Consider the following 20,033-nt stretch of genomic DNA (forward strand, 5'->3'; position numbering starts at 1 on the left):
GCGGGAAAAATATTTGGATGTCCGTTCGCGTGGCGATGTGCTATCACATGGCGCGCCAAAACGATCGCCGACCATGACCCCGACTTCCCTTTCCCACGCGCGCGACGCCGGCCTGGATGCTTTCCCCGAACGGCAAGGCGGCGGTGTCGTGCGCGGGCAGGTGCTCGGCGGCGATTTCCGCTTCCGTAGCGAAAGCGCCGCGCTGCTGCGGCTGGTGGAGCAGGCCTATGCCGGCCTGCCGCCGCATCGCCTGCCTGGCGACGCGCCCGTGTTCGAGGTGGAACTGCGCCTGGCGCCGCGCCTTGCCGCAACGGATGGCGGCGAGCCGCCGCCGGTGCGCATGCAATCGGGCGCGGGCCTGCTGTGCGGCGTGATGGATGCGTCGAACTACGTCGTCCTTTCGCCGGAGCAGGGCAGGGCGCTGGTGGTGGCCTCGCAGGACATGCTGGATCGCGCCTATTACCTGCGCTACGAACTGATCGAGTTCGCGGTGTTCATGCTGGCCGCGCGCAGGCAGGGGCTGGTACCGCTGCATGGCGCCTGCGTTGGTCGCCATGGACGCGGCGTATTGCTGATGGGCGAGAGCGGGGCGGGCAAGTCGACCCTGGCCCTGCACAGCCTGCTGCACGGACTGGATTTCCTGGCGGAGGATGCGGTGTTCGTGCATCCCGAGCATATGCTCGCCACCGGCGTGGCCAATTTCCTGCACATGAGGCCCGAGGCGCTGCAACTGGTGGACGATCCGGCGGCGAAGCGCTGGATCGCGCAGGCACCCATGATCCGCCGGCGCAGCGGCGTGGAGAAGCACGAAGCCGACCTGCGCCAGTGGCCGGGCGCATGCGCGGTCGCGCCGCTGGCGCTGGTGGGCGCGGTGCTCGTATCGGCCGAGCGGGCGGGCGATGCCTCGGCGCTGTTGCAAGCCATCCCCGCCGACGAGGCTGCCGCGCGGCTGGCCAGCGACCAGCCTTATGCCGCCAGCCAGCCCGGCTGGCAGCGCTTCCTGCAGCGCCTCGCGCCGCTGGGCGTGCATGTATTGCGGCGCGGCGATCATCCCCGTGATTCCGTCGATGCCCTGCTGGCGCTGTTGGGCTGAGCCGACAACCTTTTCCCGCGTCCATGGCACCCACGGTCGAGTTCGTGTCGGAAGAGTCCGGCACGCGATATCGCCGCGATGGCCGTTTGGATGGCCAGGCCGTGGCACGGGCGAGTGAACATGGCAGGCCACCCACCGCGAACCGGCGATCGAGAGCATGACCCGCTGCGTACCGTGCTGCGTACGCTGGCCAGCGGCGACCTGAGGGACATCGCGCTATATGTCGCGCTGTCGCTGGCGGCCGCGCTGGCCGGCGGCGTGGCGGCGCTATCGCTGGTGCCGCTGATCCAGCCCGGGCATCCGCTGCCGTTCGCCGACGCCGTGCTGCATGCGCGCGGTGCGCGCGCCCAGGCCGTGATATTCGGTGGCATCACCGCGCTGTTTGCGCTGCTGCGCTGGTGGACGGCGCGGCTGGGCGCACGCCTGGTCAGTCGCTACGGCCTGCGGCTGCGCTGGCAAGTGCACGCGCGGTTGACCGGCGCCTCGCTCGCCGCGCTGGCGGACTCGACCTCGGCGGAAATCGCCAACGTGCTCACCTACAACGTCGATATCGCCATCCAGGGCCTGAGCGCATTGCTACAGTTGCTGGTGGCGAGCCTGACCTGCGTGGCGAGCCTGGGCCTGGCGCTATGGGTATCGCCGCCGCTGGTGCTGGCCGCGCCCGTGCTGGCCGGCATCGGCCTGGCCACCTCGCGCTTGTTCGCACGCGAGCAAGCGGAAGTAAGCCGTGGCTACATCGCCGACATGACCCGCCTGTTCTGGCACAGCGAGGATTTCCCAAGGCGCCTGCGTCACGTGCGTTCATTCGGGCGCGAGGACGCGGAGCGGGCCAGCTATGCCGACGTCGCCGCGCGCCTGTGCGAAGGCTATGGACGTCAGTTGGAACTGGTGGCCTCCGGCCGGTTGGTGCTCGAATGGCTGGCCGCCGCCGGCATCGCCGCGATCTTCGTGCTGGCGGAGCATTGGCATGGCGTGGACCAGGCTTCGCTGATCGCCGTATGCCTGCTGCTCGGCCGCCTGCTGCCCTACCTGGTATCGACACGACAGAGTTTCCAGCAGTTGCGTTCGGCCATCCCGGCGATCGCGCTCTGGCAACGATACATGCGACTGGCGGACGCCGATGGACCTACGCCCATGGTGCGCCCGCCGGCCGATGGCGCGCTGCATATCGCGTACCTGCGGGTGACGCCTCCCACGGTGGGCCTGGAAGTGCGTGACCTGAGACTCGCGCCTGGCGAAATGACCCTGGTATCCGGGCATTCCGGCATCGGCAAGAGCAGCCTGGTCGACGTGCTGGCCGGCATGGCGTCGCCGCAGGCATTCGCCGCGCGCGTGGGCGGCAAGGCCATCGACTTTGCCGCGTACCGCGAGCAGGTAAGGCACGGCGCCTACGTCAGCCAGAGCGTGCGGCCCTGGCAGCGCACCGTGCGCGAATGCCTGCTATGGGCGGCCCCGGATGCCAGCGAGGAAGCGCTGCGCCAGGCCGTGACGGATGTCGGGCTGGACAAGCGGTTGGCGAACTCGCCGGAAGGGCTGGATACCGAACTGCACGGTTCCGCCAGCCGCCTCTCCGGCGGCGAACTGCAACGCCTGCTGCTGGCCCAGGTGATCCTGCGCCAACCCCGCCTCGCCGTACTCGACGAAGCCACCAGCGCGCTCGATCCCGCCGCCGAAAGCAAGGTGCTTGCCGCACTCCGCCGCCGGTTGCCCCGCACCATCCTGGTGGTGGTCGCCCACCGCCGCGAAGTAGCCGCGCTGGCCGACCAATGGCTGGTGATCGACGGCGATGGACCTTCCGTCATCCATGCGGGCGGGACGATGCATGCGGACCTGGCCTAGGGCCAGTCCAAAATCTGCGTTTGGTCACAAGCACCCCACCCCAACCCTCCCCTGCGTGCAGGGGAGGGAGCGAGTGCTGCACGCTTTGCCCCTCCCCCTGCATGCAGGGGGATGCTGGGAGGGGTGTGCTCTTGGTTCACGCGAAGACTTTGCCCGGCACTAACCCTCCATGGCTGCAAGCCAGGTGAAGACGAAGCGGCGCCAGTGAGCGTAGCTTCAGCTCGCTTAACCGGCGATCGTCATGAGCATTCCACGCATGCGAAGTTCACACCGGGTTGAGCCATGCCTGCGCAAGCTGCCCCCACACTTTCAGGAGGAGCTTGCCATGACCAAGCGTCTGCTTGTCCTGTTGATCGGATTGTCGGGCTGCGGCGTCGCCTTCGCGCAGGACACCATGCCCAGCGCCACGCCACCAGTGACGAGCGCTACCCAGCAAACCACCACCACGGTCACCACCTGGACGTCCACGCCACCGACGGGCGCCTTGACCGAAGACGCCATCAAGACGTCCATCGCCAACGCCGGCTACAAGGAAGTGAAGGACCTGAAGTTCAAGGACGGCGTATGGCGCAGCGAGGCGCGCGGCGGCAACAAGCAATGGGTCAAGCTTGCGGTCGGCCCCGTCAATGGCCGGGTCTACACGGCCGATGCGCCATCGAGGCTCAATGAGAACGAAGTAAAGGCCAAGCTCGCCGCCGACGGCTACGAAGACGTCGGGCACGTGAATTACGACAAGGGTCTTTGGAGCGCCAGCGCCAAGACCTCCCGAGGCCGCGACGTCGACCTGTTGGTCGACCCCAACGACGGCAGCGTCGTGGCCAAGTCCCACGACTGACCTCCGTTACGATCGGAGCGACAAGCCCGGCACGCTAGGCGTTGCCGGGCTTTTGGTCGCAGATGCGGTTTGAGGGAAGTCGACGCTGGGATATCACCCTTCCAGGCTAGCCAGGCATTGCGCATCAGGCTGACTTTTTGCCCTCTCTCGCAGGATCTCATTCGAGAGCTTGCCCCGGCAATGGAAGAAGATTTCCCGGGTGCTCGACATCTCGGCGTCATCGGTGGCATTAGCTCATCAGCCTTTCTTCTGGCACGTGACATCGGTAGCGGATTATCGCGCTACCGATGTCACGTGCTCGTGGTGCTCATCTCACGAAGCCGGATTCGACGGATTGAATTGGCGTGATCGCAGAGCATTGCCTCGACAGTCAGCATGACATGCTCCATGTCTTGCATGTTCGCTTGCATTGCCATAGCTATGCCGCATGCAGGGCATCAATTCCTAGGTTTATATGGAACTCCAGCGACGACACAGAAAATCAACCCTGAAAGCAGGCCGAGGACCAGGCCGGTCGCAAGCTGTTGAGCCGTTCCGCTTAATGCAAATTGCTTGTTACCACTGATTAGTGTGGCAAATAGGAAGAACGCAAACATGCCGATGATGCATGACCCACCGCATACGTATCCGACAGTCAGCTTTCGCCAACGAACCAAGCTGGCTATCCATGGCCAGCCGAGAGTAGCGATGGCTACATAGCCGACTGGAACTCCAAAAAGATACATAAAAGCTAAAGCCCCCCCCCAAGAGAGGCCGGGGCGGTTGTAGCCCATGGCGACAAAATATGTGACATAGGCAAGGAAAAACGCCAAGGGAGTCAATAGCGGCGTGATAACGATTGCCAGCCAAATCGGGCGTCGGGTGATAGTTATGGATGACATGCGGGCGCGGTACACCAGTTCACTAGGGCATTACTGCCGGGAAGGTCGCCACCGAATACGGGAATGCCCCAAGAGGACACTGAGCCGCCTCCGATAGCCCGAAAGATATCATTGTGAAAATCTGCGATTGATTGCCCACTCACAGTCACAGGATTGGTGGGTGACGCGTTGGCTGCGTCTAGCTGTGCAGCTCGCGCAGCGACCAAAGCCTCGCGAATCGCTTCCATCTTCTTGTCAGTAATCGCCCGGTCAGCGGCACATGTCTTGCCCGGTGGAAGGTGATCTGAAATCAAAGACGCAAGGCGATAATTGGTTATCCCAGACAAAACACCGATGTTGTTGGCGACGTTGCTTCCCTCGCAAGCGTAGGGATCACCGCCGGCACATGCGGTGGCGTAGTAGTTCTTCCAGTCACCAGCCTGGGCATAGGCCCGCTCTTGGGGCGTGTTCCAACAACCTTGACCGTTGCAGGCAAGTCCCATGGGGTCAGTATTGGATAGCGGATTGCCACCCACATAGGCATATAGGCTAGGCCCTGCTGCAAGTCCCAGCGGATCAGGCTGGCCGTACCGGCCTGTGGCCGATTCGTAGTGGCGTCGGACGTTGTAATGCAGCCCTGTCTCCACATCGTAGTACTGCCCCGGAAACCGCAAGTAGAAGTTGGCCGTGCCCGTCGTGGGTTGGTTGCCAAAGGCGTTGTTCTGCCAAGGCCAGCTATAGACCATGGTCCCGCTGGTATCCGTCACCGCACGCAATGTACCCAGGTGATCGGCATGCAGGTAATTGATGGCGGGCGCGGCGCGACCCGCATCCGTGGCCGAGGCGACCGGGATGCCGTTCAGATAGACGTACTCGCGATAGTCCTCGGCAAAGTATTCGCCATACAGGTTGCCGGTGCCGGCCGGATCGTAGATGGCGGCCATCTGGCCCGTGCTGGGCGAGGTGATGGTGCGCCAGACGCGGTTGCCCAGCCCGTCGTACTGGTAGTTGGCCATGACCGTGCTGCCCGACGTGACTGCGGTGAGGACGTTGCGGTCATCGTACCCCAGCCCGACCAGCGTCCCATTGGGGTCCGTCAAGGCGGTGGTGTTGCCGTTGGCATCCAAGGAGCGAGACAACCCGCCCACGGCATTGAGCCGGTGCGTGCCAGCCTGATAGGTATAACTGAGAGTGGGCTGCGTGCCGATCGTCGCACTGAGCCGGTCGCCGGTCCGGTTGTAGGTATAGGCTTGCTCGGCGGCACCATTCCCGTCGTCCAGCGCCTGGAGGCGGGAAAGGGGATCGTACGTGTAGCTCTCGGTGGCGGGGTTCGCGCCGGGCAAGGCGCCTGCGGCCGCGATGCGTCCCATGTCGTCACGGCGGAAATGCAGGTTCAAGGCGCTGCTGGTAACGTCCGTTACCTGCCCATTGGCGTTCAGCGTGCGCGCGACTGACTGGCCGCCTAAGGCCCAGGTGTAGCCCGATACCTGCCCGAACGGGAAGTAGGACACGCCGGTGATAAGTGGCGTGACCGTGCTGTTGGCATAGCTGCCATAGGGGCCAGGTTGTTGCAGGTAGCCGATGGTCGTGACGCGGCCGGCCGCATCGAAGCCATACAGGAGTTCGAAACCCGACGGATATTGCAACCACTTGAGCCGGCGCCCAGCCGTATATGCATAGCCGTGCAGATAGGCGACACCGTTGATGACCTGCCGGACTTCGCGAATGTCCCCTTGGTTGGTATAGCACCATGAGGTGTTGCCCGAGGCATCGGTCATGGTGGTCAGGTGACCGATGTTGAAATTGGTAGGGCAACCGGCAATCGGCGAGGGCTGGTCGTAGGTGTAGGTGATATTCAGCTGGGGATGCGCGGGATACATCACCTGCGTCAGGCGATTGAGTGCGTCGTAGGTATATTGGGTGACGACACCTCGCGCATCGATGCGTTGAGTGCGATTGCCAGCCGAGTCGTATGCACTCGTGGCATGGCCCGTATCCGGACTCTGTACCGAGGTGACATTGCCCAGGCCATCATAGCCATAGATCGTGTTGAGGCCTTCCGGGTCGCTGACGCCCTGGAGCCGGTCCAGGGCATCGTAGGCGAACACACTCTGGGTGTTCTGGGTGGCCGTATCGGTGCCGTGGTAGTTATCCAGGGTCTGCACCAGGCGGTTGAGGCCGTCATAGCCCTGCTGGCGCTGGATGCCCAAGGCATCGGCGCTGTGCACCAGGTTGCCGTTGCCGTCGTAGCTGTCGCTGAAGCCGGCGTTGAATACGGCATGGCCCAGGCCATCGGTGACCTGGGTGAGCTGGCCCAGGGTGTTGTAGGTGCGAGAAAGCGTGCGGCGTACGGTGCCACTGGGATCGAAGATCTCTTCCTTGGTCTTGTTACCCGCCGCATCGAGGGTGTAGTGGAGACGATCGCCCAGGGCATCGGTGATGTCGGTGAGGCGGTGGGCGGCGTCGTAGGTGTAGGACAGCGCGACGCCATCGGGATCGGTCAGGGAGGCCACGGCACCATAGGGCGTATAGCCGACGGTGGTCACGGCATCGCCACTGGAGGGTGATCCATCGGCGTTGGCACGCACGATGCGGGTCAGCAGCCAGCCACGGGGGTGATAGGTGAAATCGGTGATCACGCCATTGGCATCGGACTGGCGCACCACGCGGCCGTTCTTGTCGTAGGCGACATAGGTCGTGGTTTGGCCGAGAGGGCGAATGACCTGATAGAGATCACCGGCGCGATGGCAGGCGCCGCCCAGGGTGCCACAGCCGGATTCGTCAGTGGTGAGGTAATAGCGATACTGCGTGACATCGGTGACGTCCGTACGCGGCCCGTCGACCGAGAGCAGCAAGCCGACGAGGGGGCATAGGGTGGTATCGACGGCGTCGCAGTAGGTGTAGGTCCAGCGGCGAACGCCCGCAGGAGGTGTGCCGCTGTTGCCACATGTATAGCTGCTGGCGGCATTGCTTGTGGGGTCGATCTCGCAACGGGCCGTGACCTGGGCTCGACTGTTGTAGCCCCAGGTCGTCATGGCTTCCACCGTGCCACTTACGTCCATGACTGAGCGGGTCAAAGGGACTCGGTTGGCAACATCCCAGGTAGTCGCCGTCGTGCGCTGGGTACTTTCACCTGATGACTCGACCTGTGAGATAACAAGGCCTTGAGTGTTGTAGGTGGACTGAGTGGTGTGGTCGTTGAAATCCGTTCCGGTCGCGGGATAGCCGTTCGCGTCAAAAGTCAGTGATGCGAAGCCTTGGCCGCAGCCTGGGCCACAAGGGCCGCTTGCGGAACTGGCATGCACGGAACCGCTCGGGGTGCTGAAGCCGTACGTCACCTGCACGCCGTTGGGGTATGTAACCGTGTTGGTGCCATTGGTTCCATAGCTGACCTGGGTGACATCAACGGTTCCAGCCATCCGCGATAGGGTCGCGCGCCCCTGGCTGTCGTAGCCGATATCCGTCAGACGTGTTCCCGTTTCATCGATCTCGCCTGTCAGTGCGTTCGGAAGATTGATATTGGAGGTCAGCGCACCTTCGTTGTAGACGTATTGCCTGAACCGGCTATCAGGATAGGTCACTTTGATGAGATTGCCGTTTACGTCATAGCTATAGCTGATCACGCCGCCATCGGGTTGAGTGATCGTCGCGACATTGCCTTGGCTGTTATATGTAAATGCCAGTTGCCGTCCAAGGGGATCGGTCACCGTCAGCAAAAGGTCCGCAGCCGGGGCGATGTTCGTGGGCGTCGAGGTATCGCTGTAGGTGAGGACGGTGAGCTGCTTGTTGACGTCGGTAATGGAAAGTAAGCGGCCTTGTGCGTCGTAGTCTTCCAGTTCGCGTGTTGCTGCGTTGGTGTAGAACCAGCCTGCCAAGCTGCTGCTTGCAGCGTCATAGATTGGCGAAAGCGTATCGGCGACATCCGAGTCGGTAACCCAGGAACCCGACTGGAGTGTAAAGACGACTTGCAGTCCATCTGGACGGTAAATCGTCACTACACCATTTGTAGAGTCACTTAGATATTCAAGGTTGCGGTCAAATGTATGGCGCCAGTGCTTGCCAATATGGGAGGTAGCGGTAGCTGCATGACTGTTGTAGTGGCGATGCAAGCTTAAGGAAGTAAGCGCTATGTCGACATCGTCGCGATACTCGTTGCCTGTACCGAAGTTGATAGGGTCTCCAACACAGTTGCAAGGCTTGCCTGTGGTCTTACCTGGTTTATAGAGATAGGCGGTCCCGGTGACTCGTCCCCAGCCACCACACTGGCCATGTAGGGGCATGATGGCCACATTTCCGACCCTGCCATCCATATTGTTGGAAGAGGTTGGGTCGGTAAGGGTCACACTATAAGAACACTGTGCCTCGGTCACATGATAGTAAAGCAAATAGTCTGGCCACCAAATCGATATGGCTTCACTTATGGAGTCCCAGGGGCCGTAATTACGATAACCGTATTGGTAGTAAGGAGGACCGTAATAAGTAGTGTTGTTCGTTGTCGCCAGCGATGTGGTGTGCGGCTGTGATTTCGTGATGTTTATTGAGAATTTTCCCGCACGATTTGATGCAGTTGAAGCATGGGCAGGTTCGTTGCCATCTGTTGCAGATGGTGTCGTATGGACGAGTGATGTCCATAATCCGAGCACGACGAAAAAGCAGACGCCCAACGCTGCGCGACGAACGAACATGTCTGAGTCCCCTGTGTGACATCCGAGTTGTCTGCGCCGTATGGGCGCCCCGTAGTGAGATATAGCAAACACTTGTGTTAAGAGAGCATCAATACTGATGCGTTATTCGTCACGTTTCTAACGATGAGTGGTGATTCCCTACATGCCGGATATCGTGCGTACGTGTGTGCTAAGTGTCGCCGGCCATGACTTCAGGCCCATGCACTAGTGTTAACTCAATACTATGGTGTACTCCATGGTAAGCAGCAGTGCGGGTGGGTTGTGGACGACAACGCGGGCCATCTGAAGAAATTCCAGAAGGAGCTGTCGGCGGGCACCGTGTCATTGGTGCTGCTGGCGGTGCTGGGGCAGTCGCGGCGGCCGATGTACGGCTACCAGATCGCCAAGCGGCTGGAAGAGGTGGGCGAGGGCGTGTTGGCAGGCAAGCAGAGCGCGCTGTATCCCGTGCTGCGCAACCTTGAAGGGGCTGGGTTGCTGGCGAGCGAGGTGGAGCCTTCCGTCAGCGGGCCGCCGCGCCGCTATTACCGCATTACCAAGCAGGGGCGCGAGGTGCTGCGCGACTGGGTGGAAGCCTGGAACGCCACGCGCGATTCCGTCGATGCCGTCTTGCAAGGAGGGGTGTCATGAACAGTACGCCGCGTACGATCGCCGAATACCTCAAGCAGTTGCGCGTCGCGTTGCGCGGGGCGGACCCGGCATTGATCCAGGATGCGCTGTACGACGCGGAGGAGCACCTGCGTTCGGAGCTGGCGGAGAACCCGCAGCGCAGCGAGGCCGAGATGCTGGCCCATGTGGTGGGCACCTACGGCGCGCCGGAGGAAGTGGCGGACATCTACCGCGACCAGGAGGTCAAGATCCAGCGCGCGTTGCGCCCGCCGCCGCCGCCCAGGCACCGCTCCGCCTTGGGGCGCTTCTTCGGGGTGGCTGCCGATTCGCACACCTGGGGCGCCTTGTTCTACATGCTGCTGGTCCTGGCCACGGGCATCTTCTATTTCACCTGGGCGGTGACCGGCATCTCGCTGTCGCTGGGCCTGGCGGTGCTGATCATCGGCATCCCGTTCGTGATCCTGTTCCTGGGCACGGTGCGCGCGCTATCGCTGCTGGAAGGCCGCATCGTGGAAACCATGCTGGGCGTGCGCATGCCCAGGCGCCCGCCATATCCGCTCCATACCGGCACGTCGCTGGGCCAGCGCATCGGCGCGATCTTCACCGACGCCCGCACCTGGACCACGCTGTTCTACATGGTGCTGCTGCTGCCGCTGGGCATCGTCTACTTCACCTTGACGGTGGTGATGCTGTGCCTGTCGCTGGGCCTGATCGCCACGCCGGTGCTCAAGGTCCTGGACGACATCGACGTGCTTATCTGGAACTGCGGCGGCCCCGACTGGCTGTGCGGCGGCAACAACTGGTGGCTGACGATCCTGGCCTGCGCGCTCGGCATCGTGCTGTTGTTCGCCACGCTGCACCTGGTCCGTGGCCTGGGCAAGCTGCATGGCGCCATCGCCAAGGGCCTGCTGGTGCGTTCGGTCGAGGACTGAATCACACCAGTTGCAGGTCCACGGTGCGCGCGCCGGGGAATACGGATTGCAACTGGCTGCCGGATAGTCCCCACATGCGCCCCAGCAGTCCGCCCAGCAGGTCGCGGTAGTTGGTGAGCACGGGATAGTCGCGGTTCTGCAGCAGGTTCGCCGCATCCACCGCTACCTGCGGCCCGGCGATGCGACCGCCGTTCACCTGGCCGCCCAGCACCCAGTACACGGTGCCATGGCCATGGTCGGTGCCCTTGTTACCGTTCTCGCGGAAGGTGCGGCCGAACTCGGAAACCACCACCACCACGGTGTTGTTCCATTCCGCGCCCAGTGCATCGGCGTAGGCGGCCAGGCCCCGGCCAAGGTTGGCGAGGTTGTTGGCCAACGGACCGCTGGCACCGCCCTGGTTGACGTGGGTGTCCCAGCCGCCCACGTCGACGAAGCCCAGCCGGTACTGGTCGCGCATCAGGGTGGCGATGCGCTGGGTTTCCTCGGCGAAATTCTTCGCGTTCGGCGCGCCACGGTTGGCCTTGGTCATTTCGTCCTGCAATTCCCTGGATACGTTCTGGCGCAGCTCCAGCCCGTCGGAGGCGGCCGAGGCCAGCGCGGTGTCCTTGTACATGCCGGCCAGGATGCTGGCCTGCCGCTGGTCGAACACAGGCTTGGGATTGCCGCGCAGCGAGATATTGGGAATATCGCGCGCGCCGCCCTGGAAACTCAGCGGCAGGGCATCGGTGAAGGCGATGGAAGGCGTGTTGGCCATCTGTCCCGACAGGCGCGCCATGAAGCCGGACCGGAAATCGCCGCGCCGGTCGGTGGGCTCGCCCGCCTCGATATTGTCCTGTGTCTCGAAATGGCTGCGCGACAGGTCGTCGGTACCGGCGAATGGTACGAAAGCCAGCTGCCGTTTCTGCCACAGCGGATAGATCGAGTCGCGCAGTGCCGGGTGCAGTCCCCAGGTGCCGTCTAGGGCGATGGCGCTGTTGGCGTTGGCTGGGTCGGGCCTGGCGATGGCGAGCGTGGGGCGCGCGGCGTAGTAGAAATCGCTGGCGTAGGGCACCAGCAGGTGGTTGCAGTCGTAGCCGCCGCGCAGGAACACCAGCAGGAAGCGCGGGCTTCCCGCGGGCGCGGCAAACAGCCTGCCGGAGAAGCTGAAGGCAGGCGCGATGGCGGCAGCAGCGGCGGCGAGCAGGAATTGGCGACGATTCATGCGGTCGGCCTCAGCGATAATTGAAGTCGGGGGAGGACAGCAGGAAGGTGTTCCATTCCTGCTGCGAGGTGGCCTTGGCCAGCGCGTCGCGCGTGGCCGTACCCAGTCGCGGGTCGAAGGTGTCGTAGTACAGGCGCGTGGCCAGCATGGGGAAGTCGCCGCCGCGCTTGGGCTGGCCCTCGGGCGTCAGCAGGCGGTTGTTGCCGGTGCCGATGGCGCCGGCGATCTCGAAGCGCTTGGCCATCTGCCCGGAACTGGACCAGCCGCTGGCATCCAGTGGCCAACCGTCCGGCGTCAGGCGGCCGAACACCGGCTCGCCCAACTGGTTGAGCCAGTTGAGCAGCGGCCTGGCATTGGCGATGGGCTTGCCGTCGTAGGCCAGGCGCACCGAGGACACCACGAATTGCATGGGGTCCTTGAATTTCCGGCCGTAGCTGGTGGCCAGCGCCTTCGATTCGAACAGGGTGCGCAGCACCTCGGCGATGTCGCCGTCGCTGCGCTGGAAGGTGCGTGCCATCTTCGCCACCAGCTCGGGCGGCGGATCGTCGGCCACGAAATACTCCGCCAGCTTGCGTGAGATGAATTGCGCGCAGGCTGGCTGGCGTGTGATGAGGTCCACCGCCTGGGTCACTTCGTCGAAGCCGCCGCCCTTGATGGCATGGCCCAGCAAGGTCTTGTCGCTGAAGTCGTGGCGCGCGGGATTGAATTCGAACAGGCCGTCCTGCACGAACAGGGCGGCATCCTTCGGTGGCCTTGGCGGTGTGGGGTGGTCGCGCTGCGGCGCGATGCCCGCGCCGGTGAGGATCAGGGCCAACTGCTGCACGTCCTGCTGGGTATAGCCCGAGCCCACGCCCAGGGTGTGCAGTTCCATCAGTTCGCGCGCGTAGTTCTCGTTGACGTGGCCCTTGGCGTTCTGCGCGTTGTCCAGGTATTCCAGCATGGCCGGGCTTTCCAGCGTGGCCATCACCAGGTCGCGGAACTTGCCCAGCGCGTGCGGGCGGATGGCGTGCTCCACGTAGTCGGCCGCCACCCAGCGTACGCGGCCCTTGGCGCCGTACACGCTGAAGTGGTTGAGCCAGAACCACACCATCTGTTCCTTCAGTTGGTTCTCGCCGTACACGGCATGCAGCAGTTCCATCTGCTGGGCCTGTTGCAGCAGGTCGTTGGCGTGCTGCTGCTGGGCCTTCTGGGCGGCGGCCTTGTCGGGGCCATCGGGCATGGCCTTGATCGTCTCCTGCGTCTGGCGCAGGTTCGCCAGCAACTGCCCAGCCGGTGTGCTGGCGGCTTCATAGCTGCCGATCAAGGCGGCGATCGGCGCGGGCAGCGCATCGTCGTCGCGGCTCTCCAACTGCTGGTCGAGGAAACGGGAGCGACCCAGCTCGCGGTAGCGGGCCACGGTGGCGCTATCCAGGTCGAAGCCGTCGCGTCGCAGCCACGCCACGTCGTCCGGTGAGAGCGGATGCTCCCGTGCGATGGCGGCGTCCTGGCCCAGCGCAAGGACCAGGCCGAACAGGACAGGCAAGGCGCGCTTGCCGTGGGAAAGGCGGTTCGGCGTGTCACGCATGCGTCGGGATTCCTGGCGGCAAGGTCGAACGACGGCGTAGGCCTGGTCATGTCAACGCGGTCGCCGCCGCAAGGCTTACCCGGCGGGTGGGCTTGTTCGGCGCGGATTCATGCGTGTGGACAGGCATCGTGGCGGAATTGACCCTCATCCCGGCGGGAAGAAGGCAGCAACAGCCTAGAACTCGTCCACGAACTCCACCACCGCGCCCAGCAGCCCGGATTCCACTTCCGTGACGGCGCGCACGGCGTCGGCGTGCAGGTTGTCGGAAGCCTGCACCTCGATCAGGAACAGCTCACTGCCGTTGTCGTCGACCAGCTCGCTGGAGCTGGAGTCGTCATCGGGATATTCATCCGGAATATCGATTTCCTCGACGTGTTCGATGCCATCGATGCCGTGCAGTGTCGTCAGCAGGGTGTCCGCGTCGTCGCGGCTGCCGGTCAGGCGAATGCGGATCGTGGGCATGGGGCGGTCCTCCCAGGTTCCAGCGGCCGCCATGCTGGCTCAAGCCATGTCCACGCCAGGTGATTCCGGCAAGGGAGCGCGCAGGCCGTAGAATGCCCCGTTTGCTGGAGATGCCACGTGCCCAAAGTCTACGACCGCGCCTATTTCGACAAGTGGTACCGCCACCCCGACCATGCGGTGGGTTCGCCAGCGGAACTGCGGCGCAAGGTGGCGATGGTGGTGGGGCAGGCCGAGTACTATCTCGGGCGTACGGTGCGCAGCGTGCTGGACGTGGGCTGCGGCGAGGCCACCTGGCGCGCGCCGCTGCGCGCCCTGCGGCCAGGCATCCATTACCAGGGGCTGGACGCCAGCGAATACGCGGTGGCCCGCTATGGGCGCCGCCGCAACATCGGCCTGGCGCGCTTCGGGCAGCTGCAATACCTGCGTTTCGACCGCCGCTTCGACGTCATCGTATGCACCGACGTGCTGCATTACCTCAAGCCGGCGGAGATCCGCGCGGGGCTCGTCGGCATCGGCGACATGCTGGAAGGCGTGGCCTTCCTCGAGGTGTTCACCAGCAAGGATGGCGTGGCCGGCGACCTGGAAGGCTTCCATGCGCGCGCGCCCGCCTGGTACCTCAAGGCGTTCTCCGAGGCGGGCCTGATGCCATGCGGCTCGCACTGCTATCTGGGCCCGCGCCTGGAGCGCCGCGTGGCGGCATTGGAGCGGGCGCAACTACCGGCCTGACGGTTGTGTGTAAGAGCGCACCCAGTGCGCGATTCCACGTGCTTCAGAACTCCACGTGCGCGCGAACGGCGGCGAAGCGTGCGGGACCGCGGTCGCGGTTGTAGCCAGGATTGCGGATGAACTGGAAGTCCGGGCTCAACGTCAGGTGCGCGAACACCGCGAAGTTGTAGTACGCCTCGATGATCTGCTCGTGGCCATAGTGCAGCGCGCCATCGCCCAGCACGAAGCCATTGCCGCCCAGGGCCAGGTAGTCGCGGTGCGCCGGCGACAGCATGTCGATGACACCGGCGATGGCGAGGTGGTCGTCGGGCCGGCCCCAGTGCGTCCCCGACAGCTGGAAGCCGCCGCTGACCGTGCGGTCCACCTCGGTGAACGCGAACGATTCGGTGCGCCCGTCGTTCCAGCCGGCCCGCATGAACAGGCCGGTGTCGCCGTGGTCGGCCAGCGGCAGCTCGCCGTTCACCGTGAAGCCGTACTTGTGGCGGCCGGGTGCATCGTCGGCCACGATGTCGGGCACCTGGCCGGTGGCCTGCGCGATGGCGATGGCATCGCGGTAGATGCCCATGCGGGCCTCGTTGCGGAAGGCCAGCAGGCGCAGCGCCCAGCCATCGGCGCGCGGCTGCAGCGTCAGCTCGATCTGCTGGCCGCTGGCGCTGCCCAGCGCAGGTACCAGCCTCTGGCCGTTGGCCTCGTAGGGCATGCGGTAGATGCCATAGCGCAGGGCCCAGGTCGGGTTGATCCAGGCGATCATCACGCCATCGGTGTAGCCGCGCGTATCGGCCGCGAAGTCCCAGGCGGTGTTGTTGAACAGCGCCCAGTTCATGAACTGCGTGCGCGTGCTGTTGGCGTAGCGGTTCTTGTCGAAATCGTCGCTGACGGCCATCTTGCCCAGCTTCACGTCGATGCGCCGCACCGCCTCCTTGCCGGGCAACTGGTCCTGCGCGCCTTCCACGTCTTCCGTCTCGTCGCCCAGCGGCAGCGACCAGCGCAGGAAGCGGCGCGCTACGTACGGCTTCTTGGGCAGGCCGGCGCTGCCGGAGCGGATCACGTCGCCATTGGTCAGGCCGCCCAGTCCGGTGGCGCCGGAGACGCCCTCGCCCTTGAACATCTCCACGTCGAAGTAGATCTGCAGGTGCATCGGCAGGTTCACGCCGGTGTAGGCGCCGAAGGTGTGCGAGCGCGCGGTGTCGCCCTGCGGGCGTAAGCTCAGCTCGCCCTGATAGGGCGAGTGCAGCGAATACTGGTGCTGGTCGATGAAGGTGTACTGCGCGCCCAGCCACTGCGGGACGAAATACTTGTCGTCGGTGCCGTCATCGGCACGCGCCAGCGCCGGGATGGCGGCCAGGCAGGCGGCCAGGAGGGTGAGTGCGGTTTTCATCGCTCATTCCGTGCATGGGCACGGTCACGAGCGGACCCGTCAGGACGGAAGGCCGCTCACGGCCGTGCCGTGATCGTGGTCGAGGCGTGCCGACGCTCGCGCAGGCGAAGCGTGCGGACACGGCTGGCAGGGTCGCTGTCCATGGGTCAGGTCATTTCTTGGGGGCGCCCCGGTACAGGGCGCGCGCATGGTGACTATGCCGCGGGCTTGTGTCAACGCTTTGTCAGCGCTGCGCGAAAAAACGAAAGGCCACCGCAAGGTGGCCTTTCGCAACGGCTGCCGATGGCGGGGCAATCAGCCGCCGCGCGCGGCCTTCTTGCGGTCGTTCTCGGTGAGATGCTTCTTGCGCAGGCGGATTTCCTTCGGGGTGATTTCCACCAGCTCGTCGTCGTCGATGAAATCCAGCGCCTGCTCCAGCGAGAACTTGATCGCCGGGGTGAGCTGGATCGCATCGTCCTTGCCTGAGGCGCGCATGTTGGTGAGTGGCTTGGGCTTGATCGCGTTGACCGTCAGGTCGTTGTCCTTGGCGTGGATGCCGACGAGCTGGCCCTCGTAGACCGAGTCGCCCTCGGCCGCGAACAGCTTGCCGCGCTCCTGCAGCGGGCCCAGCGAATAGGCGGGCGTGGTGCCGGCCGCGTTGGCGATCATCACGCCGTTGGGGCGCTTGGCGATCTGGCCTTCTTCCTTCGGGCCGTAGTGGTCGAACACGTGGAACAGCAGGCCCGAACCCTGGGTAAGGGTCTTGAACTGGTTCTGGAAGCCGATCAGGCCGCGCGCCGGGATCATGTACTCCAGGCGCACGCGGCCCTTGCCGTCCGGCTCCATGTTCTTGAGCTGGCCCTTGCGCATGCCCAGACGTTCCATCACCGGGCCCTGGTGGATTTCCTCCACGTCGACCACCAGCTGCTCGATCGGCTCCATCAGCTGGCCGTCAATTTCCTTGATGATCACTTCCGGACGCGACACGGCCAGTTCATAGCCCTCACGGCGCATGTTCTCGATTAGCACCGACAAGTGCAGCTCGCCGCGGCCAGACACCAGGAACTTGTCCGCGTCCGAACCCTGCTCCACGCGCAGGGCCACGTTGTGCACCTGCTCGCGGTCGAGGCGGTCCTTCAACTGGCGGCTGGTCAGGAACTTGCCGCCGGAAAGGTCCTTGTTGCCGGCGAACGGCGAGTTGTTCACCTGGAAGGTCATGCTGATGGTGGGCTCGTCCACGGTCAGCGCCGGCAGCGCTTCCGGCGCATCCAGCGCGGTGACGGTGTCGGAGATGGTCAGTTCCTGAATGCCGGAGATGGCCACGATGTCGCCCGCCTCGGCGCTGTCCTGCTCGATGCGCTCCAGGCCGAGGAAGCCCAGCACCTGCAGGATCTTGCCCTGGCGCTTCTTGCCGTGGCGGTCGATCACGGCGACCGGCATGTTCTTCTTCAGGGTGCCGCGCTGGATGCGGCCGATGCCGATCACGCCCACGAAGTTGTTGTAGTCCAGCTGGCTGATGCGCATCTGGAACGGGCCGTCCGGATCCACGTCCGGCTTCGGCGCGTGCTCCATGATGGCCTGGTACAGCGGGGTCATGTCGCCTTCGCGGGCCTCGGGATCGAGGCTGGCGTAGCCGTTCAGGGCCGAGGCGTAGACGATCGGGAATTCCATCTGCTCCGGCGTGGCGCCGAGGCGGTCGAACAGGTCCCACACCTGTTCCACGACCCAGTCGGGACGGGCGCCCGGGCGGTCGATCTTGTTCACCACCACGATCGGCTTGAAGCCCATCGCGAACGCCTTCTGCGTCACGAAGCGCGTCTGCGGCATCGGGCCGTCCATCGCGTCGACCAGGATCAGCACGGTATCCACCATCGACAGCACGCGCTCCACCTCGCCGCCGAAGTCGGCGTGGCCTGGCGTATCGACGATGTTGATACGGTTGCCCTGCCAGGTGATGGCGGTGTTCTTGGCCAGGATGGTGATGCCGCGCTCCTTTTCCTGGTCGTTGCTGTCCATCACGCGCTCGGCCAGCACGGTGCGCTCGGAAAGCGTGCCGGACTGCTTGAGCAACTGGTCGACGAGCGTGGTCTTGCCGTGGTCGACGTGGGCGACGATGGCGATATTGCGCAGATTTTCGATGGACATGAGGTCGGCTCGGGCGGCACGAGGCCGCCGCGTGAGGTTTCTGTAGGGATAACCCGTCGATTATACGGACTTATGTGACAACTTGCCTGGATGGCTGTTCAACAAGGTGTTTCGGGCAGATTGCCCAAGAAGCCCACTGGAATCGCAAAATATTACGATATGTTGCCCGGCAGCGCCCACGTATGCCTCTGTGGGAGCGCACCCTGTGCGCGACAAGCCTACGGAGCGGCACGCTGCCATGCCTGGTCGCGCACAGGGTGCGCTCCCACAGGGGCCGGGGCTGAAGCCGGGCCGGCCAGTATCACCGCGAGTACTGCCAGGATCCTGATGACGGTCCGGCGAAGACGTCGCGGCAGGACTGGCGATGGATTTGCAATGAGGACGTTTAGACGTCCGATGTCATCCAAGGCATGCCCTTACAAGAGTTCCTGGTTTTTCCTGATTTCGTGGCCCTGGAGGCTATGGCCTAGTGCTGTCTCTGGCCATGGCATGCGAGACATAAGCGATATGCCAAGGGCCGGCGCCTTGCCGGCGATGCGCCCCGCCGGACATGCGGCCCGAAGGGCGCTCGCTTCAAAGGAGATGGAACATGCAAGAACTGACGCTGCAGGAAACCGACCAGGTCTCGGGTGGTGACGGTGTGACGGCCGGGGCCTTTGGTATTGGCCTTGGGACTTCACTGCTTATCGGCGCCTCTTTGGGGCCCGTTGGAATAGTCACCGCAGCAGGAACTTACATCGTTGTCTATACCGCGGCGCGTCTAATGGCCGCGTAACCCATTAAAAGCGAAGCGGGGGTAATTCCCGCTTCGCATTTTCAATCGAATACCAGTTCAATCATGACAAAAAGAACCGTATTGCCCATGCAGCTTGCCATCCATCCAGTGGCAAGGCGCTTAATGCTGGCGCTGGCCTTCGTTAACGGAGTTGCTACTTGCACTATTGTGGTCCTTTTCGTGGTGAAAAAGGTCCAGGCGATTGAGATCGCGACTGATATCATAGTCCACATGGTCCTTGGTTTTCTCATACTGCCATTCACCACCGCGCTGGTATTCGTGCCCGCCATTCTGAATCGATATCCTGCCTGGGTGGTCCGGATTTTCGGCGAGTCCTACCTGACCAGGTTGCGGTTCGAGGCTGACCTGGCGTGGAAGATGATCGTCAGGGGCACGCGATGGGAATAAGCCATGGCGGCGCCGTGCCAGCCATGCTCACGGCGCTTGTCCTGTTGTCGATGATGCTTGGCTACCGGTTCGCGCCGGATCTCCAGGCAGGCATCCATGAAGGCAAGCGGCAGTGGCTACTGTTGCTTGCGGAGCTCCCCATCGCTGGCCCTGGCGTGATCTTTTTCAACACCGAGAATGTGCCCCTGCGGGTGGTGATAGTCCTGGTCACCTTGGCCTACCTGCTCTTCACGGTCTTTGGCGTCCATGTAAACCTGGCCAGGAGGTACCAGGTGGCGGTTGCTATTGCCGGATGCGCGGTGGCGGCAATGTCCGCCGTCCTGTTCATGGGCGTCCTGATGGCGACCTATTTCCTGTTCGTCATGTTCCTGTTCGGGCCGCTGGATCGCCGTTCCGACGGGTTGGTGTGGTGGTCCGCGATGTTCGCCACGTTCCTGATCGGCCTGTCCAGGTCGTACTTCCGCGTATTGGCGGACGCCTGAGACCAAGGGCCGGCGAATCTGTGGGAGCGCACCCTGTGCGCGACCAGCCTACGCAGCGGCACG

The 20,033-nt window shown here is 63.8% G+C and carries 16 protein-coding genes; 9 read left to right on the forward strand and 7 right to left on the reverse strand.

Annotated features, from left to right (window positions below; all coding sequences use genetic code 11):
* Window positions 1–73: 73 nt before the first annotated feature.
* The 3 genes from MJ605_RS04235 (at window position 74) to MJ605_RS04245 (ending at window position 3,767) form a co-directional block, all read left to right on the forward strand.
* Window positions 74–1,093 carry a phosphoenolpyruvate carboxykinase (ATP) gene (locus tag MJ605_RS04235; RefSeq protein WP_243039793.1) on the forward strand — a complete coding sequence of 340 codons (1,020 nt, stop codon included), beginning with the start codon at window positions 74–76 and terminating at the stop codon, window positions 1,091–1,093.
* 120 nt (window positions 1,094–1,213) lie between these two features.
* Window positions 1,214–2,932: an ATP-binding cassette domain-containing protein gene (locus tag MJ605_RS04240; RefSeq protein ID WP_243039794.1), complete on the forward strand. Its 1,719-nt coding sequence runs from the start codon at window positions 1,214–1,216 to the stop codon at window positions 2,930–2,932.
* A gap of 325 nt (window positions 2,933–3,257) precedes the next feature.
* On the forward strand, window positions 3,258–3,767 hold the full coding sequence (locus tag MJ605_RS04245) for a PepSY domain-containing protein (protein WP_243039795.1): 510 nt from the start codon (window positions 3,258–3,260) through the stop codon (window positions 3,765–3,767).
* Between the two features lie 437 nt (window positions 3,768–4,204).
* On the opposite strand, the gene MJ605_RS04250 is transcribed toward MJ605_RS04245, so the two are convergent.
* Complete coding sequence (locus MJ605_RS04250; protein ID WP_243039796.1) at window positions 4,205–4,648, reverse strand: hypothetical protein; 444 nt, start codon at window positions 4,646–4,648, stop codon at window positions 4,205–4,207.
* Entirely contained in the window at window positions 4,636–9,312 is a 4,677-nt protein-coding gene (locus MJ605_RS04255; RefSeq protein WP_243039797.1) for an RHS repeat-associated core domain-containing protein, read from the reverse strand. Before MJ605_RS04255 ends, MJ605_RS04250 begins: the two co-directional genes overlap by 13 nt.
* A gap of 261 nt (window positions 9,313–9,573) precedes the next feature.
* Between MJ605_RS04255 and MJ605_RS04260 the strand changes: the two genes are divergently transcribed.
* Both MJ605_RS04260 and MJ605_RS04265 read left to right on the forward strand, forming a co-directional pair.
* Window positions 9,574–9,939, forward strand: coding sequence for a PadR family transcriptional regulator (locus MJ605_RS04260; protein WP_243039798.1), 366 nt, complete (start codon window positions 9,574–9,576; stop codon window positions 9,937–9,939).
* Window positions 9,936–10,850: a sensor domain-containing protein gene (locus MJ605_RS04265; RefSeq protein ID WP_243039799.1), complete on the forward strand. Its 915-nt coding sequence runs from the start codon at window positions 9,936–9,938 to the stop codon at window positions 10,848–10,850. Before MJ605_RS04260 ends, MJ605_RS04265 begins: the two co-directional genes overlap by 4 nt.
* A gap of 1 nt (window position 10,851) precedes the next feature.
* On the opposite strand, the gene MJ605_RS04270 is transcribed toward MJ605_RS04265, so the two are convergent.
* The 3 genes from MJ605_RS04270 to MJ605_RS04280 form a co-directional block, all read right to left on the reverse strand.
* Window positions 10,852–12,051, reverse strand: a complete 1,200-nt coding sequence (locus MJ605_RS04270; RefSeq protein ID WP_243039800.1) for a DUF1501 domain-containing protein — start codon at window positions 12,049–12,051, stop codon at window positions 10,852–10,854.
* A gap of 10 nt (window positions 12,052–12,061) precedes the next feature.
* Window positions 12,062–13,615 carry a DUF1800 domain-containing protein gene (locus MJ605_RS04275; protein ID WP_243039801.1) on the reverse strand — a complete coding sequence of 518 codons (1,554 nt, stop codon included), beginning with the start codon at window positions 13,613–13,615 and terminating at the stop codon, window positions 12,062–12,064.
* A 174-nt stretch (window positions 13,616–13,789) separates the two neighbouring features.
* A complete protein-coding gene (locus MJ605_RS04280; protein WP_243039802.1) occupies window positions 13,790–14,077 on the reverse strand; it encodes a hypothetical protein in 288 nt (95 codons plus the stop codon).
* Between the two features lie 117 nt (window positions 14,078–14,194).
* On the opposite strand from MJ605_RS04280, the gene MJ605_RS04285 reads away from it, so the two are divergent.
* Window positions 14,195–14,803 carry a class I SAM-dependent DNA methyltransferase gene (locus MJ605_RS04285; protein ID WP_243039803.1) on the forward strand — a complete coding sequence of 203 codons (609 nt, stop codon included), beginning with the start codon at window positions 14,195–14,197 and terminating at the stop codon, window positions 14,801–14,803.
* Window positions 14,804–14,846: 43 nt separating this feature from the next.
* Here the strand turns inward: MJ605_RS04285 and MJ605_RS04290 are convergent, their stop codons facing one another.
* Window positions 14,847–16,181: a carbohydrate porin gene (locus tag MJ605_RS04290; protein WP_243039804.1), complete on the reverse strand. Its 1,335-nt coding sequence runs from the start codon at window positions 16,179–16,181 to the stop codon at window positions 14,847–14,849.
* Window positions 16,182–16,475: 294 nt separating this feature from the next.
* The gene (gene typA / locus MJ605_RS04295; RefSeq protein WP_243039805.1) at window positions 16,476–18,305 is read right to left on the reverse strand and encodes a translational GTPase TypA; all 1,830 of its coding nucleotides are present in this window, start codon (window positions 18,303–18,305) and stop codon (window positions 16,476–16,478) included.
* 589 nt (window positions 18,306–18,894) lie between these two features.
* On the opposite strand from typA, the gene MJ605_RS04300 reads away from it, so the two are divergent.
* From MJ605_RS04300 to MJ605_RS04310, 3 genes are all read left to right on the forward strand, one after another.
* Complete coding sequence (locus MJ605_RS04300) at window positions 18,895–19,080, forward strand: hypothetical protein (RefSeq protein WP_243039806.1); 186 nt, start codon at window positions 18,895–18,897, stop codon at window positions 19,078–19,080.
* A gap of 87 nt (window positions 19,081–19,167) precedes the next feature.
* Window positions 19,168–19,488: a hypothetical protein gene (locus MJ605_RS04305; RefSeq protein ID WP_243039807.1), complete on the forward strand. Its 321-nt coding sequence runs from the start codon at window positions 19,168–19,170 to the stop codon at window positions 19,486–19,488.
* The gene (locus MJ605_RS04310; RefSeq protein ID WP_243039808.1) at window positions 19,452–19,970 is read left to right on the forward strand and encodes a hypothetical protein; all 519 of its coding nucleotides are present in this window, start codon (window positions 19,452–19,454) and stop codon (window positions 19,968–19,970) included. Before MJ605_RS04305 ends, MJ605_RS04310 begins: the two co-directional genes overlap by 37 nt.
* The last annotated feature ends 63 nt before the right edge of the window (window positions 19,971–20,033 follow it).

It is taken from the genome of Dyella sedimenti, from assembly GCF_022760995.1.
In the GTDB taxonomy this organism is placed as follows: domain Bacteria; phylum Pseudomonadota; class Gammaproteobacteria; order Xanthomonadales; family Rhodanobacteraceae; genus Dyella; species Dyella sedimenti.

Excerpts from the sequence above, each read along its gene's own strand:
- MJ605_RS04305 (WP_243039807.1), top strand. The coding sequence starts at position 19,168 with ATGCAGCTTGCCATCCATCCAGTGGCAAGGCGCTTAATGCTGGCGCTG.
- MJ605_RS04280 (WP_243039802.1), bottom strand. The coding sequence starts at position 14,077 with ATGCCCACGATCCGCATTCGCCTGACCGGCAGCCGCGACGACGCGGAC.
- MJ605_RS04245 (WP_243039795.1), top strand. The coding sequence starts at position 3,258 with ATGACCAAGCGTCTGCTTGTCCTGTTGATCGGATTGTCGGGCTGCGGC.
- MJ605_RS04265 (WP_243039799.1), top strand. The coding sequence starts at position 9,936 with ATGAACAGTACGCCGCGTACGATCGCCGAATACCTCAAGCAGTTGCGC.
- MJ605_RS04235 (WP_243039793.1), top strand. The coding sequence starts at position 74 with ATGACCCCGACTTCCCTTTCCCACGCGCGCGACGCCGGCCTGGATGCT.
- MJ605_RS04240 (WP_243039794.1), top strand. The coding sequence starts at position 1,214 with ATGGCAGGCCACCCACCGCGAACCGGCGATCGAGAGCATGACCCGCTG.
- typA (WP_243039805.1), bottom strand. The coding sequence starts at position 18,305 with ATGTCCATCGAAAATCTGCGCAATATCGCCATCGTCGCCCACGTCGAC.
- MJ605_RS04290 (WP_243039804.1), bottom strand. The coding sequence starts at position 16,181 with ATGAAAACCGCACTCACCCTCCTGGCCGCCTGCCTGGCCGCCATCCCG.
- MJ605_RS04270 (WP_243039800.1), bottom strand. The coding sequence starts at position 12,051 with ATGAATCGTCGCCAATTCCTGCTCGCCGCCGCTGCTGCCGCCATCGCG.
- MJ605_RS04275 (WP_243039801.1), bottom strand. The coding sequence starts at position 13,615 with ATGCGTGACACGCCGAACCGCCTTTCCCACGGCAAGCGCGCCTTGCCT.
- MJ605_RS04255 (WP_243039797.1), bottom strand. The coding sequence starts at position 9,312 with ATGTTCGTTCGTCGCGCAGCGTTGGGCGTCTGCTTTTTCGTCGTGCTC.
- MJ605_RS04250 (WP_243039796.1), bottom strand. The coding sequence starts at position 4,648 with ATGTCATCCATAACTATCACCCGACGCCCGATTTGGCTGGCAATCGTT.
- MJ605_RS04300 (WP_243039806.1), top strand. The coding sequence starts at position 18,895 with ATGCAAGAACTGACGCTGCAGGAAACCGACCAGGTCTCGGGTGGTGAC.